This is a genomic window from Candidatus Solirubrobacter pratensis (genome assembly GCF_000425945.1).
Taxonomy (GTDB): domain Bacteria; phylum Actinomycetota; class Thermoleophilia; order Solirubrobacterales; family Solirubrobacteraceae; genus Solirubrobacter; species Solirubrobacter pratensis.
Genome location: NZ_AUEK01000021.1, coordinates 1 through 12,879, shown reverse-complemented (window position 1 = coordinate 12,879; position 12,879 = coordinate 1). Strand labels below are relative to the sequence as shown.

Here is a 12,879-nt window from a genome sequence, read left to right as displayed (position 1 = left end):
GGCCCGGAGTGTGCCGCGGGCCTGCGGAGCGCTGACGGTGGGATCACGGTGCGCTGACGGGCGTCATGGATGGTGATGCGCATGTCAGCCACAGTCACCCCGCTCGACGTCGAGTCCCTGATCGCGGACTCGTCGAAGGCCAACCTCGCCGCGCTGCTCGCCGACGACGTCACGTGGGTCGAGGTCGATCAGCGCTCGCAGCCGCAGGCGCCCGCCGTCTACCGCGGGCGCGCGGCCGTGCTCGCGATGCTGGAGCAGGCCGCGGCCCGCGGCATCACCAGCGAGGTCGTGGACGGCTTCAGCGCCGGCGACCGCGCCGCGCTCGCCGTCCTCTGCAGCTATCCCGGCGGCGGCGCCCAGGTCCGCTGCAACGCGCTCCTGCACGTCCACGACGGCAAGATCGTCCGCTGGGACGGCGTCCAGGCCTGGGACGAATGACCATGCGCGACCTCCGCCTGCTCTCCGGGGCCGTGGCGCTGTCGGCCGCCGGCGACCTGATCCTCGTCGTCGTGCTCGCGCTGCGCGTGCACGATCTGACGGGATCCGGCTTCGCCGTCGCCGCGCTGTTCGCGGCGCTGATGGGGCCGATCGCGCTGCTCGCCTCGCCGGCGGGGCGGCTCGTCGACCGCACCGAGACACGCCGCACGCTCGCGCTCGTCTCCGTTGCGCAGGCGGTGGTCGCGACCGGCCTCGTCTTCGCCGGCGGCCTCGCGGCGATCCTCCCCCTCGCCGCGCTGCTGGGCGCGGGCGCCGCCGTCGCCGGCCCCGCCGAGGCGGCGCTCGGTCCCGTCGTCGCCCGCGAGGGCGCGCTCGCGAAGGCCAACGGCTGGATCGAGAGCGCCCGCTACATCGGCTACACGGCCGGGCCGCTGATCGCCGGCGCGCTGACCGCCGCCGGCGGCGCCCGCGTCGCGCTCGCGGTCAACGCCGCGAGCTTCGCGGCCGTCGCGATCGCCGCGCTGCTGCTGCACGCGCGGAGAGAGCCGACGCCCGTGGCCGCCGCCGAGCGCCGGCGTCTTCCCGGAGGCCCGTGGCGCCGCCGCGAGGACGGCGCCTTCGCGCTCCTCTTCGCCGACCCCACGCTGCGCGTCGCCGTCACCGCCGCCACCGCCGGGCTCCTGTTCATCTCCGCCTCGATGACCGTGGAGGTCTTCTATGTCCGCGACGTCGTCCACGCCGGCGGCGCCGGCTACGCGCTCGTGTTCGCCGCGTGGACGGCCGGCATGGTCGCCGGAGCCGCCGGGCTCGCGCCACGCGCCAAGAGGAGCCTCGCGGCGACCGCGATGCTCGCGCTCGCGCTCCAGGGCGCCGGGATGGCCGCCGCCGCGTGCTGGGCGGTGCTCGCGTGGGTGATGGCCGGCTACCTCGTCGGCGGCGCCGGCCACGGCGTGAAGAACGTGCTGATGCGCACGCTGATCCAGGAGCGCGTCACCGCCGCCAGGCACGGCCGCGCCTTCGCGGCCTACGGCGCCGCCCGCAACACGGCCGAGCTCGGCGCGCTCGGCATCGGCGGCGTGCTCGTCGCGGCGATCGGGGCGCAGCCCGCGCTGCTGATCGCGGGCCTCGGCCCCGTGGTCGCCGGCCTCGCCGCGCTGGGCGCCTACAGGCCGAGCAGCGCGGCCGCGTTGTCGCGCAGGATCGCCTCCGCGACGTCCTCCGCCAGCCCGAGCGCCTCGAACTCGGCCAGGCAGGCCTCAGGGTCGAACATCGGGTAGTCGGTGCCGAACACGAACTGCCCGCGCAGCCGCCGCGGCATCTCGCGCCGGACGTCCTCGGGCAGGTAGCGGTACTTCCAGCCGGAGATGTCCAGGTAGACGTTGGACTTGTGCAGCGCCATCGCGACCGCCTCGAGATGCCACGGCCAGCCCACATGCGCCAGCACGATCGGCATCCGCGGATGCCGCGCCGCGATCCGGTCCAGCAGGATCGGGCGGGCGAGGTCGATGCGCAGCCCCTGACCGCCCGGCTCGCCCGCGCCCAGGCCGCTCGTGCCGGCGTGCGTGAGCAGCGTGAGGCCGAGCTCGGCGGCGGCGTCGAAGAACGGCAGGAAGCGGTCGTCGCCCGGGTCGAACGCCTGCATCGTGGGATGCAGCTTCAGGCCGCGCAGGCCCAGCGACGGGAAGCGCGCGAGCCGGTCCAGCGCGTCCGGCCGGTTCGGGTCGACCGAGCCGAAGCCGACGAAGCGCGACTCGCGGCAGAAGGAGCCCAGCCAGGCGTTGTCGATCTCGCGCCCCTCGGCGTCCCACCCGAGCAGCACGCCGCGGAGGTCCAGCCGCTCGTACAGCGCCACCAGGTCCTCGACCGTGCGCGGTTCCGGGCGCGTGCCGAAGTAGCGCTCGACCGAGTCCAGGTAGTGGCCGACGCAGCCGCAGACCCAGTCGCCGGTCGGCAGGTGGACGTGCATGTCGACGCCGCGCATCGCGCCGTGACGATAACCCGGCGCGCTCCAGGGCGCCGCGAGGCTGCCGTTCACACGCGTCATGTGCCACCAGGACGGCCCGGCGATGAGCCATGCGTACGACCCACGGTCTGCGCGGCGGTCGCCGGCGTGCTGCCGCAGGACGCTGCCCGCCGGCACCTGCATCGCCTCGGCCCGGCCGACCCGCCGGCGAACACCGTGGAGCCGTCGATCGCCGGACGGGTAGACGTAGACCAGGGCCACGCCCGCGCTCGCGTCTTTGCGTCAAGTCAACGATGGCTCGGCGGGCTGACGCCCCGTCAGGGGACGCGCCTGAGCGAATGGCGCGGGGTGGCGAACGGCAACTGCGCGGTAATGGTGGGCGGGGACCTCGGGCCTGCGTGGATCGTGCCCCGCGGTCGCTCTCCGCGATCGCGGCGTCCGCCGGCGCCGCCATCACGGCGTGATCGCGGCGCCTTCCGCGATCGCGGCGGCCGCCGGCCTCCGTCATCGCGCTCGCCCGGGCCGCGGGCGAATGTGCGCGTCACCGTCGATCGGGGGTCCGAGCGCTCACGATCGATCATCGTCGCGCGTCGCCGGCGGGGGTGTGTGTCACGTTCCTGCGGCTCTGTATCGATGAACGTGGCGCACCCCCTCTGGGCCCGTGATCGTTTCGCCGCCCGGTGGCGCCCACGCGTGAGACGCGGCGCAGGAGGTTAGGCTGCGTCCGTGGCCCTCGCCGCGGAACCGCAACTCGACCTCCAGACGCTCGGCCACGTCGAGCGGCGCGTGCTCTGGCTCGCGACGAGCCTCGTGCACCACGCCAACCGGGTGCGCGAGAACCGCTCGGGCGTGAAGGTCGGCGGCCACCAGGCGTCCAGCGCGTCGATGGTGTCGCTGATGACGGCGCTGTACTTCGCGCACCTCGAGGCGCCGGACCGGGTCAGCGTGAAGCCGCACGCGTCGCCGGTGCTGCATGCGATCAACCATCTGCTCGGCCGTCTGGACAAGCGCTACCTGACGACGCTGCGCGAGTACGGCGGCCTGCAGTCCTATCCGAGCCGCACGAAGGACCCGGACCCCGTCGACTACTCGACCGGCAGCGTCGGCCTCGGCGCGACGGCGCCGATCTGGGGCGCGCTCGCGCACCGCTACGTCGCCGGTCACTTCGACGTCCCGGTCGGCGGCCGCCAGATCGCGCTGATCGGCGACGCGGAGCTGGACGAGGGCGCGTGCTGGGAGGCGATCGCCGACCCGATGGTGAGCAAGCTGGGCGAGGTCATGTGGGTCGTCGACCTCAACCGCCAGTCGCTCGACCGCGTCGTCCCGGACATCGCCGCCGGCCGGCTCGCGTCGATGTTCGAGGCCGCCGGCTGGCACACGGTGATGGTCAAGTACGGCCCGCGGCTGCAGCGCCGGCCCGCGCTGCGCGCCCGCATCGACGCGATGCCCAACGAGGAGTACCAGCGGCTGCTGCGCGCCGACGCGCCGCAGCTGCGCGAGCGGCTCGAGGTCGACGTGTCCGACCTCGAGGACGCCGAGTTGCTCGCCACCTTCCGCGACCTCGGCGGGCACGACCTCGCGACGCTGATCGACGGGTACCGGCAGGCCGACGCCGTCCGCGACCGCCCGTCAGTGGTCTTCGCCTACACGATCAAGGGCTGGCGACTGCCGACCGAGGGCCACCCGGCCAACCACTCGGCGCTGCTCACCCCTGAGCAGTACCGCGAGCTGGCGCAGCAGCTCGGGGAGGACGCGGACGATCCGTGGCGGCCGCTCGAGGGCCGCGAGGCGGACCTCTGCGAGGTGACGGCGAAGCGCCTGGAGCGCGAGCCGCCGAGCGCGATCGCCCCGCCGGCGGTCCCGCCGGACCTCGGCCGCGAGCACAGCGGCCGTGAGTCCACGCAGCAGGCGTTCGGGCGGTTCTTCGTCGACCTCGCGCGCGAGGCGCCGGAGGTGGCCGAGCACGTCGTCACCGTCTCGCCGGACGTCGGCACCTCGACCAACCTCGGCGGCTGGATCAACAAGGCCGGGATCTGGAACCTCGGCGATCGCATCGACTGGTTCGCCGACGACACCGACACGCTGATCCGCTGGCGCGAGTCCGACCACGGGCGCCACATCGAGCTCGGCATCGCGGAGGTCAACCTCGTCGGGTTGCTCGGCGAGCTCGGGGCGACGTGGTCGCGCGACGGCCGCCCGCTGCTTCCGGTCGGCACGATCTACGACCCGTTCGTCGCCCGCGCGCTCGAGCCGTGGTCGTTCGGCATCTACGCCGGCGGGCAGTCGATCCTCGTCGGCACGCCCAGCGGCGTCACGCTCGGGCCGGAGGGCGGCGCGCACCAGTCGGTCATCACGCCGTCGATCGGGATCGAGCAGCCGGGCTGCGTCGCGTACGAGCCGGCGTTCGGGCAGGACTTCGAGTGGTGCTTCCTGCACGCGCTCGCGCAGCTCGGGCGCGAGGGCGGGACGTCGGCGTACTTCCGGCTCTCGACGCGCCCGATCGACCAGACGCTGCACAGCGGCACGCGGGCGGAGGCGATCGCCGGCGGCTACCGGCTGCAGCCCGACGAAAGCCCGGACCTCGCGATCGCCGTGATGGGAGCGCTGGTGCCCGAGGCGGTCGCGGCGGCGGACATCCTCCGCGCGGAGGCAGGGCGGCGGATCGAGGTCGTCTGCATCACGAGCGCCGACCTGCTGTTCCGCTCCTTCCAGGCGCGCTCGGGCCTCGGGGAGGGCGATCCCGCGGTGCTGGAGCGCCTCTTCAGGCCCGGTGTCCCGATCGTGAGCCTGCTCGACGGGCACCCGCACACGCTGTCGTTCCTCGGGGGCGTGGGTGGGCGTGGCGTCAGTTGCCTCGGCGTGCGGCGCTTCGGCCAGGCCGGCGACATCGCCGAGCTCTACGAGCACCACCAGATCGACGCGGAGTCGGTGGTCGGCGCCGCGCTGGACCTACTCGGCTAGTCGCATCTCCATGTCGAGCAGCGGGCCGTCGAAGGCGACGGTGTTGAAGCCGAGCGTGCGCAGCATCCGGCGTGCGGGCCGGTTGTCCCAGTAGGTCGTGCCCGTCAGCCGGGTGAAGCCGTTCGCGCGGGCGTGCTGGATCACCTGTCGCGCCAGGCGGGTTCCGAGCCGGCAGCCCTGCCACTCGTCGATCACGGCGACCGCCACGTCGGCGACGTCGTCGCGATCCGCCCACGCGTGGTAGCGGGCGACGGCGACGATGCTCCCGTCGCGCTCGTCGATCGCGGCGAGCGCGACCTGGCGGACCTGGTCGACGTCGGTGAGGAACGTCAGCTCGCGGTCCGACAGCCGCGGCTTGGGGCCGAGGAAGCGGCGCCGGCGCGACTCCGCGCTGAGGCGCTCGAACGTGACGGCGAGCGCGCTGCGGTCGTCAGGCCCGAGCGCGCGGACGGTGTAGTGGGGGAGAAGGGCGAGCGGCATCTGCTCATGGGAAGACGCTGCCGCCGCGCGGTTGTTCCCCGATCGAGATCGCGATGCCGTCGAGCGCGCGCTGAACGCCGCGCTCGAAGCGGTCCGGATTGGACGCCATGTCCACGAACGCGCGCATGTCGCCGCCCGCGAGCTGGGCCGTGTGCGTCGCCAGCGCGTTTGCGTGGATCGCGGCGATCGCGGCGCCGTGCGCCGCTACCGGATCCGCGCTACCGGCTGAGGAAGATGCCCAGCTGCTCGACCATGAACTCGTGGTCCTCGACCTGGGGCAGGCCCGAGACCGCGGCGGTGCCGACGACGCCGGTGCCGCGCACGCGGACCGGGAACGCGCCGCCGTGGGCGGCGTAGCGGTCGGGGTCCAGCCGGCTCTGCTCCTCGAACGTGCTGCCCGCCTGCCGCGCCGCCTCGCCGACGCGGTAGGAGGCCTGCTCGTAGCGGTCCACGACGCGCGCCTTGCGCAGCAGCCACGCGTCGTTGTCGGGTGCGCTGCCGGGCAGCGCGGCGTGGAAGACCGCGCGGCCGTTGCGGCGCAGCTCGATCGCGACGGGCAGCCCGCGCGCGGCGGCCGCGTCGCGCAGCTGCACGCCGAGCGCCCAGGCGACGTCGTCGTCGAAGCGGTCGAACTGCAGGCGCTCCTCCTGCTCCGCGAGCTCCTCGAGCGTGGGCATGCCAGCATTGTGGCGGTGCGGCGCTGGCTGGCACTCGAGGGCGCGGCGAACGCGCGCGACATCGGCGGGCTGCCGCTCGCGCGCGGCGGCGCGACGCGCGAGGGCGTGCTCGTGCGCACCGACAACCTGCAGGGACTGACGCCCACCGACGTCGCGGCGCTGGAGGCGCTCGGACTGCGGCTCGTGGTCGATCTGCGCACGACGTCGGAGCTGCGGCTCGAGGGTCCCGGACCGCTGGTCGGCCGGGTGGAGATCCGCCACCGCTCGCTGCATCCGGAGCGCGGCGACCTCACGGACGCCGCCGCGGAGACCGTCCTGCCCTTCCGCCGCTCGGGCGGCGATCTCGAGGAGACGCCGATGGTGCGCGCCTACCTCGGCTACCTGCACGACCGGCCGGACTCGGTCGTCGCCGCGCTGCGCGACGTCGCGCGCGGCGAGGGCGCCGCGATCGTCCACTGCGCGGCGGGCAAGGACCGGACCGGCGTGGTCGTCGCGCTGGCGCTCGAGGCGGTCGGCGTCGCGCGCGACGCGGTCATCGAGGACTACGTCGCGACCGGCGAGCGGATCACGGCGGTGCTCGAGCGCCTGCGCTCGACGCCGACCTACGCGGCCGACCTCGACGACGAGGACGACGTCCACGTGCCGCGGCCGGAGACGATGGACCGCCTCCTCACGCTGCTCGACGACCGCTACGGCGGGCCGCGCGGGTGGCTTGGCGAGCACGGCTTCGGCGAGGACGACGTGACCGCGCTGCGGGCGCGCCTGATCTAGACGACGCCGCGCTCGCGCGCCGCGGCGACGGTCTCGCGCAGCGTCGCGAGCGTGTCGTGGCGCGGGCGCCAGCGCAGCTGCCGCCTCGCCTTGGCCGTGTCCATGAGGACCGGCACGCGCGCGGCGTTGACCCACTGGGCGAGGCTCGGCATGAGCGGCAGCTTTGCGCCGAAGGCGGCCAGGCCGACGAGCGGCGCGGGCACCGCGATCGCGTGCCAGCCGAGCGCGCGGGCGAGGTCGGCGAGGGTGATCGTCCCGTCGCCCGCGAGGTTGTAGGCGCCCGGCTCCCCCGCGCCGCGGACGGCGGCCACGAGTGCGCTCGCGACGTCGTCGTGGTGCACGAGCTGGAACGGGATGCCGGGATCCGGCAGCACCGGCGGGACGGCCTTGCGCAGCGGGCCGGGGACGCGCGCCTGCGGCAGCTGGCGCATCAGCACCAGCGCGTCGGGCCCGGCGACGATGCACGGGCGCAGGACGTACGTCTCGGTCGCCGCGCCGGCCAGCTCCTCCTCCAGCGCCTGCTCGAGCTCCGCCTTCTGGGCGGAGTAGTAGAACGCCTCGGTGCCGCGCGGCGCGACGTCCTCGGTGAGCGGCTGCGGGTTGTCGGCATGGAAGCCGTAGGCGGCGACCGACGAGGTGTAGACGAAGCGGCTGACCTGGCGCGCGGCGGCGAACACGTGCCGCGAGCCCTCGAGGTTGATGCGACGCGTCTCCGCATGACCGCCGAGGACGATGAACGCGAGGTGGACGAGGACGTCGGCCTCGGCGGCCAGCTCCTCGACGGCGCCGCGGTCGAGCACGTCGCCCTGGCGGTACTCGGTCTTGCGCAGGCCCTGCTCGCGCGGATCGAACGGGCGGCGCGCCATCCCGAGGACGCGGCCGACGTTGCGGCGACGGTCGAGCGCGCGCAGGAACGCGCGGCCGATCTCTCCCGTCGGCCCCGTGACCGCGACGGTCAGCTTCGGCTCAGAGGGCATCCTCGTCGTCGAGGACGATACGCGCCGCCTCGCCCTGACCTTCCACACGCGGCTGCACGGGCTTGACCTCGCGGCCGGCGGCCCATTCGAGCAGGGCGTCGGCGCTGTCGAAGCGCGCGAGCCGCTCGAGGTTCTTGATCGTCGGGAAGACGAGCAGGAGGTCTCCCGCCTCGCCGCCTTGGATCGCCCGCGCCGGCTCGAACCAGCGGGCGTCGACGATCTCCTGCCCGTCCGGGTCGGCCTCCTGGCCTTCGGGGGCGCGGGCGAGGAAGAACCACGTGTCGAAGCGGATGCTGACCTCCGGCGGCGTGATCCAGCGCGCGAACGGGACGAGGGCCGTGGGGTCCCCGATGACCAGGCCGGCCTCCTCGCGCAGCTCGCGGACGGCGGCGGCGCGGTGGCCGTCGAGGTCGGCCTTGTCGACCGAGCCGCCGGGGAACACCCACGCGCCGCCCATGAAGCGCGCCTTCGGCGTGCGCTGGACGAGCAGGACCTCGAGCCGCTCGCCCCCGCCGCGCAGGACGATCACCGTGGCCGCCTGACGCGGCTTCGTGGGCTCGCCCTCGTTGAGGATCGTGCCGGGCTCTGGACCGTGCGCCATCAGGGGAGCCTAATATCCGCCCACATGACGACGGAGACGGAGCAGAGGTGGATCTGCGAATCGTGTGGCTTCATCTATGACCCTGAGGAAGGCGATCCCGACGGCGGGATCCCTCCGGGGACGCCGTTCGAGGAGATCCCGGCGGACTGGTTCTGCCCGGTATGCGGCGCCCGCAAGGCCGATTTCTCGCCGTATGCCGATTGAGTGATCGCCGTCCGGGCGGAGACGACACATCGCGGCAGACGCGTTCGCCGGCGATGCGCCGTATCCGCGAACGGCGACCACTAGCCTGCCCTAGGTGACCGCACTCCGGGCCCGGACGCTGCGCCTCCCGCTGGAGGTGCTCGTCTTCGCGGTCGGCGTCAGCTCGCTGGGCGCGGAGATCGCGGCGGCGCGGCTGATGGCGCCGTTCTTCGGCGCCTCGACGGTCATCTGGGCGAACACGATCGCGGTCGTGCTGGTCGCGCTGTCGGTCGGCTACCGCGTCGGCGGGCGGCTTGCCGACCGCCGGCCTCGGGTCGAGGCGCTCGCCGGGCTGGTGCTGCTGGCGAGCGTGCTGCTCGCGGTCGTGCCGCTGGTCGCCCACCCGTTCCTGTCCTTGAGCGTGAAGGCCTTCGACACGCTCTCGGCGGGCGCGTTCCTCTCGTCGCTGTTCGGCGTGCTCGTCCTCGTGGCGGTGCCGGTACTGCTGCTCGGCGCGGTGTCGCCGTGGGCGACGCGGCTGCGGATCGTCGAGGTCGCCCGGGCCGGCGAGGTCGCGGGGAGGCTCTACGCGATCTCGACCGCGGGCTCGCTCGCGGGGACGTTCCTCGCCGCGCTCGTGCTGATCCCGGGCGTCGGGACCCAGCGGACGTTCCTGATCCTCGCCGCGATCCCGGCGCTCGCGGCCGCGGTGGCGCTGCGGCCCCGCTGGCTCGTGGTGCCGGGCGTGCTGCTCGCCGCGCTGGCGCTGCCGGTGGGGACGGTCAAGCCGGCCGAGATGGGACGCGTGCTGTACGAGACCGAGACGCCGTACCAGTACGCGCGGGTGGTCCAGATGCCCGACGGCTCGCGCCGGCTGGAGCTCAACGAGGGGCAGGCGATCCACTCGCTGTGGAAGCCGGGCACGGTCCTGACGAACGCCTACTGGGATGGCTACCTGGTGCTCCCGTTCACGGTGGCGCCGCGGCCGCCGGGGAGGATCGCCGTGCTCGGGACGGCGGGCGGCACGGTCGCGCGGGCATACGCGAAGTACTTCCCGGACACGCGGATCGACGCCGTCGACATCGACGGCAGGCTGTTCGAGATCGGGCGCCGCTGGTTCGGGCTGGAGCCGCGGCCGCAGCTGCGCGAGTTCGCCGAGGACGCCCGGCCGTTCCTGCGCCGCACGCCGGAGCGCTACGACTCGATCTTCGTCGACGCGTACCGGCAGCCGTACATCCCGTTCTACCTGGCGACGAAGGAGTTCTTCTCGATCGCACGCGAGCGGCTGCGGCCCGGCGGGTCGGTGATCGTCAACGTCGGTCACCCGGTGGGGTCCGACACGCTGGAGAAGGCGTTGTCGGCGACGCTGGGGAAGGTGTTCGCGCACGTCGCGCGCGATCCGATCGTCCCGACCAACACGATGCTGATCGCGTCCGACGCGCCGATCTCCTCCTCCTCGATGCTGGGCGCCGCGATGCCCTCGGACCTCGGCCCGCTGGCCGCCGGGCAGCGGATCGAGCCGGCGCTGCGCGGCGGCGAGGTCTTCACCGACGATCGCGCGCCGGTCGAGTGGCTGATCGACACCTCGATCGTGCGCTACGCCGCGGGGGAGGCGGGCGGGTGACCGACGCCGTCGTCGCCGGCCGCCGCGAGCGGCGCTGGACGTTCGTCGAGCTCGTGGTGTTCACGGCGGGCGTCGCGACGCTGGCGGCGGAGATCGCGGCCCAGCGGCTGGTGGCGCCCGCATTCGGCGCGTCCACGGTCGTGTGGGCGAACACGATCGCGGTCGTGCTGCTCGCGCTCGCCGGCGGGTACTGGCTCGGCGGTCGCCTCGCCGATCGCCATCCGTCGGCACGCGGGCTCGCCCTCACCGCGCTCGCGGGCGCGGCGCTCGTGGCGCTGATCCCGCTCGTGGCGATCCCGCTGCTCGGGCTGACCGAGGACCGGCTGCAGGAGCTCGCCGGGTCGCTGCTCGTCGCGCTCGTGCTCGTCGGGCCGCCGGTGCTCGTGCTCGGGGCGGTCTCGCCGTGGGCGATCCGGCTGCGCGTGCGAGCGGTCGAGGACGCCGGCGACGTCACCGGGCGCCTCTACGCGCTCTCGACCGCCGGCGGGCTCGTCGGCACGTTCGCGGCCGCGCTGGTGCTGATCCCGCTCGTGGGGACGCGCTGGACCTTCCTGATCGCAGCGGCCCTGCTGGCGCTGGCGGCGGTGCCGGGGGCGCGGCGATGAGGCGGGGGCGCCGCGCGTGATCCAGGCCTGCCTGAACGGGAGTCGGGCGCCGGAGGAGCACTCGGCGTTACCGGTCACGCCGGAGCAGCTCGAGCACGACGCGCGTGCGGTGGTGTCGGCGGGCGCGGGCTCGGTCCACGTCCACCCGCGAGACGGGGACGGCGCCGAGACGCTCGAGCCGGCGGCGGTCGCCGCGGCGGTGCACGCGATCCGGGTCGCGGCGCCGCGTCTCGAGCTGTCGCTGTCGACCGGCGTCTGGATCACGGGCGGCGACGCCGCGGAGCGACTGCGCCTGATCTCGGGCTGGACGGAGCGTCCGGACCTCTGCTCGGTGAACTTCTCCGAGCCGGGCTGGGAGGAGCTGATCGCGCTGCTGGGCGAGCGAGGGATCGAGGTCGAGGCGGGGCTCTGGTCGGTCGAGGACGCCGAGGCGCTCGCGGGCAGCGGCCTGGTCGAGTCCTGGGGCGCGGGCTCGCACGGGCGCGGCCGGCGGCACCTGCCGGTCCGGCGCATCCTCGTGGAGCCGCACGACGAGTCGCCGGAGGACGCGATCGCGCGGGCCGCGGCCATCGACGCGGTCCTCAACCGAGCCGCGATACCCACCCCGCGGCTGCACCACGGCTACGGGCCGGCGACGTACGCGGTGATCGACGCGGCGCGAGCGCGCGGGCACGACGTCCGGATCGGGCTCGAGGACGTGCTCGTGCTGCGCGACGGGTCGCTTGCGCCGGGGAATGCCGCGCTGTTGGCGCGGGCGAACGTCGACGGGGGCGGGTGAGGGGAGCGAGGGGCGAGCCGCGTTCGCGCACGTCGCGCCTCGTCGCGCCGGTGAACGTCAACGGCGGCAGGTGAGGGGAGCGAGGGGCGAGCCGCGTGCCCAGACGATCACCGCATGCGGGGGGTGCCCACGCTCCTTAGGTCACCCTCGGCACCACCGCGCGAGGCGGTCGATCGCGATCGCCGAGCCGGCTCACCGTGATCGGGCGCGATCGGTCTCACCCCCTAACGCGCAGTTGACGTTCGCCGGGAGAGACGGGCCGCACGAGGAGATCGCGTCGGCGCTGGGCGCGGGTCGCAGGAGCGGCGGAGGAGCGCGCGGGGTGGTGAACTCGCGGGGCGCCGTGGATCGCCGGCGCCGGATTCCCGCGGGCAGCGGTAGATCGCGGCGGCGGCGAGGATCGCCGCAGTAGCCGAGGGCCCCGCCTGGAATCGCGGCGGCGGGGATCGCGGCCCGCGGCGGAATCGCGGCGGCCGGCGGCGGAGCATCGCGGCGGCCGCGGATCGCGCGGGGGCGCCAACGGTGCTTGCGGCCCGCGGCCGGGGATCGCGCCCCGCGGCGGGGGATCGCGCCCCGCGGCGGGGGATCGCGCTCCGCGGCGGGGGATCGCGCTCCGCGGCGGGGGATCGCGCTCCGCGGCGGGGGATCGCGCCCCGCGGCGGCGATCGCGCCCCGCGGCGCCCCGCCCCCCGCGCCCCCGTGCCTACGCCGCCTCGGCCAGCCCGTCGAAGACCTGGTGCGCCGCCGCGACCGGCACGCCGGCGCCCGGGCGGAAGCCGCACTTCAGTGCGGCGCGCCCGAGGACCGTGGCGACCTCGCGG

14 protein-coding genes are annotated in these 12,879 nt (G+C 74.8%); 9 read left to right on the top strand and 5 right to left on the bottom strand.

Annotation, left to right across the window (positions count from 1 at the left end):
- Positions 1–81: 81 nt before the first annotated feature.
- Complete coding sequence (locus H958_RS39770) at positions 82–438, top strand: nuclear transport factor 2 family protein (protein WP_196807509.1); 357 nt, start codon at positions 82–84, stop codon at positions 436–438.
- A gap of 2 nt (positions 439–440) precedes the next feature.
- Positions 441–1,715 (top strand): MFS transporter, encoded by a 1,275-nt coding sequence (locus tag H958_RS0123165; RefSeq protein ID WP_196807508.1) that lies wholly within the window; start codon positions 441–443, stop codon positions 1,713–1,715.
- On the opposite strand, the gene H958_RS45350 is transcribed toward H958_RS0123165, so the two are convergent.
- Positions 1,601–2,662, bottom strand: a complete 1,062-nt coding sequence (locus tag H958_RS45350) for an amidohydrolase family protein (RefSeq protein WP_156028199.1) — start codon at positions 2,660–2,662, stop codon at positions 1,601–1,603. The genes H958_RS0123165 and H958_RS45350 overlap by 115 nt on opposite strands.
- A gap of 465 nt (positions 2,663–3,127) precedes the next feature.
- Here H958_RS45350 and H958_RS0123160 point away from each other — a divergent pair, with 465 nt between their 5' ends.
- Entirely contained in the window at positions 3,128–5,362 is a 2,235-nt protein-coding gene (locus H958_RS0123160) for a transketolase-like TK C-terminal-containing protein (protein ID WP_028060389.1), read from the top strand.
- On the opposite strand, the gene H958_RS39765 is transcribed toward H958_RS0123160, so the two are convergent.
- Positions 5,351–5,842, bottom strand: coding sequence for a GNAT family N-acetyltransferase (locus H958_RS39765; protein ID WP_051324715.1), 492 nt, complete (start codon positions 5,840–5,842; stop codon positions 5,351–5,353). The two genes, H958_RS0123160 and H958_RS39765, sit on opposite strands and share 12 nt — an antisense overlap.
- Positions 5,843–5,873: 31 nt before the next feature.
- Between H958_RS39765 and H958_RS46640 the strand changes: the two genes are divergently transcribed.
- Positions 5,874–6,071, top strand: coding sequence for a hypothetical protein (locus H958_RS46640; protein WP_156028198.1), 198 nt, complete (start codon positions 5,874–5,876; stop codon positions 6,069–6,071).
- Here H958_RS46640 and H958_RS0123145 read toward each other — a convergent pair.
- On the bottom strand, positions 6,061–6,519 hold the full coding sequence (locus tag H958_RS0123145) for a heme-degrading domain-containing protein (protein WP_028060388.1): 459 nt from the start codon (positions 6,517–6,519) through the stop codon (positions 6,061–6,063). The two genes, H958_RS46640 and H958_RS0123145, sit on opposite strands and share 11 nt — an antisense overlap.
- Before the next feature lie 15 nt (positions 6,520–6,534).
- Here H958_RS0123145 and H958_RS0123140 point away from each other — a divergent pair, with 15 nt between their 5' ends.
- Positions 6,535–7,290 carry a tyrosine-protein phosphatase gene (locus H958_RS0123140; protein WP_028060387.1) on the top strand — a complete coding sequence of 252 codons (756 nt, stop codon included), beginning with the start codon at positions 6,535–6,537 and terminating at the stop codon, positions 7,288–7,290.
- Here the strand turns inward: H958_RS0123140 and H958_RS0123135 are convergent.
- Together H958_RS0123135 and H958_RS39760 are read right to left on the bottom strand one after the other, a co-directional pair.
- Positions 7,287–8,267: an NAD-dependent epimerase/dehydratase family protein gene (locus tag H958_RS0123135; protein WP_037411279.1), complete on the bottom strand. Its 981-nt coding sequence runs from the start codon at positions 8,265–8,267 to the stop codon at positions 7,287–7,289. The genes H958_RS0123140 and H958_RS0123135 overlap by 4 nt on opposite strands.
- Complete coding sequence (locus H958_RS39760; protein ID WP_051324714.1) at positions 8,257–8,868, bottom strand: NUDIX hydrolase; 612 nt, start codon at positions 8,866–8,868, stop codon at positions 8,257–8,259. The genes H958_RS0123135 and H958_RS39760 overlap by 11 nt, the downstream gene beginning before the upstream one ends.
- Positions 8,869–8,892: 24 nt before the next feature.
- Here H958_RS39760 and H958_RS0123125 point away from each other — a divergent pair, with 24 nt between their 5' ends.
- The 4 genes from H958_RS0123125 (at position 8,893) to H958_RS0123110 (ending at position 12,058) form a co-directional block, all read left to right on the top strand.
- The gene (locus H958_RS0123125; RefSeq protein WP_028060385.1) at positions 8,893–9,072 is read left to right on the top strand and encodes a rubredoxin; all 180 of its coding nucleotides are present in this window, start codon (positions 8,893–8,895) and stop codon (positions 9,070–9,072) included.
- 94 nt (positions 9,073–9,166) lie between these two features.
- A complete protein-coding gene (locus tag H958_RS39755) occupies positions 9,167–10,675 on the top strand; it encodes a spermidine synthase (RefSeq protein WP_051324713.1) in 1,509 nt (502 codons plus the stop codon).
- Positions 10,672–11,280: a fused MFS/spermidine synthase gene (locus H958_RS0123115; RefSeq protein WP_028060384.1), complete on the top strand. Its 609-nt coding sequence runs from the start codon at positions 10,672–10,674 to the stop codon at positions 11,278–11,280. Before H958_RS39755 ends, H958_RS0123115 begins: the two co-directional genes overlap by 4 nt.
- Before the next feature lie 16 nt (positions 11,281–11,296).
- Positions 11,297–12,058 (top strand): 3-keto-5-aminohexanoate cleavage protein, encoded by a 762-nt coding sequence (locus H958_RS0123110; RefSeq protein ID WP_028060383.1) that lies wholly within the window; start codon positions 11,297–11,299, stop codon positions 12,056–12,058.
- Positions 12,059–12,879: the final 821 nt, after the last annotated feature.